This is a genomic window from Pseudoalteromonas sp. MMG005 (genome assembly GCF_018101015.1).
In the GTDB taxonomy this organism is placed as follows: domain Bacteria; phylum Pseudomonadota; class Gammaproteobacteria; order Enterobacterales; family Alteromonadaceae; genus Pseudoalteromonas; species Pseudoalteromonas aurantia.
In genome coordinates, this window is sequence record NZ_JAGJEK010000059.1 from 1 (window position 1) to 1750 (window position 1750).

Below are 1750 nucleotides of genomic sequence, written 5' to 3' on the forward strand. Positions count from 1 at the left end.
TTTTTGTTCTCTTTGAGCATGCTTTTATCGCGGCGCTTAATATGTGGCCTAGTAATCTAAGCGAATATTAAGCAACAAAGAGAAAGGGGTGCTCAAAAGAACCGGTAGGCAGCGCTTGATTGGCTTTTCTACTACGTTATCGGCTGACTCACATGGAATAACCATGCTACGCAGCCTCTGCCTTATATAAAAGCCAATCAAACTGCTGCAAAAATGAACCTGAAAGATCAACAGCCCCTAATATAATTTAGCGGTAAAATAAGTTACAGCATCGCACTCGTATAAGAGTCGTTCACTGACTGAGGTTGATCTTCTAAGAAATTTTGATTCATGCTTTCTGCTGGACATGGACAACTCGGTTTGCCCACCACTTTCGCAGGGATCCCCACAACCGTTGTATGTGGTTCTACTGGGTTTAATACCACTGAACCCGCACCAATTCGAGCTCCTTCCCCTACTTCAATGTTACCAAGCACTTTTGCTCCCGCTCCAATTAATACACCGGCACGTATTTTTGGATGTCGGTCGCCTTGTTCATTACCTGTACCACCTAAAGTGACTGACTGCAAAATAGAAACGTTATCTTCTATGATGGCAGTTTCCCCTATGACTATACCAGTCGCATGATCAAACATAATGCCATGACCGACTTTACAAGCAGGATGGATGTCAACACCAAATACTTCGGAGGTACGGCTTTGAACAAACCTAGCCAACTCTTTTCTGTTTTGTCGCCATAAGCAGTGGGCAAGTCGATGTGCTTGTATCGCATGAAAACCTTTCAGATTCAAAATTACTGTTAAGTAACTATCGGCAGCGGGGTCTCGATCTTTAACAGCTTTTATATCATGTGCCACATGAGTCAACATCTTGTCACAATCAACAAAGGCTTGGTCAAATAACTCTCTAATGGTAAATGCAGACACCACCGCATCTGCAAGTTTATTGGCCACAATAAAACTTAATGCAGAGCCCAAACATTCATGATTAAGCACACTAGAGTAAACATGGCTGGCGAGCAAAGGCTCTACATTGACTAATTCTTTAGCCTCTTTTTGAAGTTGTTGCCAAATTTCATGACGCATAAGGAAACCTAAATATGGAGGTAGTATTCGCTGATTCTAACGGCTAAACATAGGATATGTTACTGCTATTCAAAACCTTCTCGATATTAGTTATAACAAACTGCTCTTTGTAGAGCAATCATATCAGCGCTTTGGTCATGATGAAGTCACAAATGGATGGTATAAATATGCGCACCTTTATATTAAGTTCAACATGTTAGGTTAGTTTATATTTAACATAGGGCAACTCATGGCACAAACAAGCAAACCCAATGGAACTGGCGTTGTGAGAATCATCAATGCCACTCGTTGTTCGATAGAGGGGTTAATTGCTGCATATCAAGAAGAAGCCGCATTTAGACAAGAGCTTTATTTAATACTGATATTATTCCCCTGCTCATTTTTTGTGGCTAAAAGTATCACACATTGGGCATTACTCATTAGTGTGTTGCTATTGGTGTTGATTGCTGAATTACTGAATTCGGCAATCGAAGCCCTCACTGACAGAGTCAGTAAGTCCCACCACGTATTATCGGGCAGGGCAAAAGATATGGGGTCTGCCGCAGTTACACTTACCTTAGTGATTGTTGCGCTCATCTGGGGAAGCGCTGCCGTTGATTATTTTATCTAGTTAACCTCAGGTTTGGATAAGGGTTTTGACATAGAAAATGTTTTGAAAACAAACT

2 protein-coding genes are annotated in these 1750 nt (G+C 41.3%); one reads left to right on the forward strand and one right to left on the reverse strand.

Going from position 1 to position 1750, the window contains the following annotated elements; all coding sequences use genetic code 11:
• Positions 1–263: 263 nt before the first annotated feature.
• Positions 264–1085 carry a serine O-acetyltransferase gene (cysE, locus tag J8M01_RS23655; protein WP_192506380.1) on the reverse strand — a complete coding sequence of 274 codons (822 nt, stop codon included), beginning with the start codon at positions 1083–1085 and terminating at the stop codon, positions 264–266.
• Between the two features lie 229 nt (positions 1086–1314).
• Here cysE and J8M01_RS23660 point away from each other — a divergent pair, with 229 nt between their 5' ends.
• The gene (locus J8M01_RS23660; RefSeq protein ID WP_211059583.1) at positions 1315–1695 is read left to right on the forward strand and encodes a diacylglycerol kinase; all 381 of its coding nucleotides are present in this window, start codon (positions 1315–1317) and stop codon (positions 1693–1695) included.
• The last annotated feature ends 55 nt before the right edge of the window (positions 1696–1750 follow it).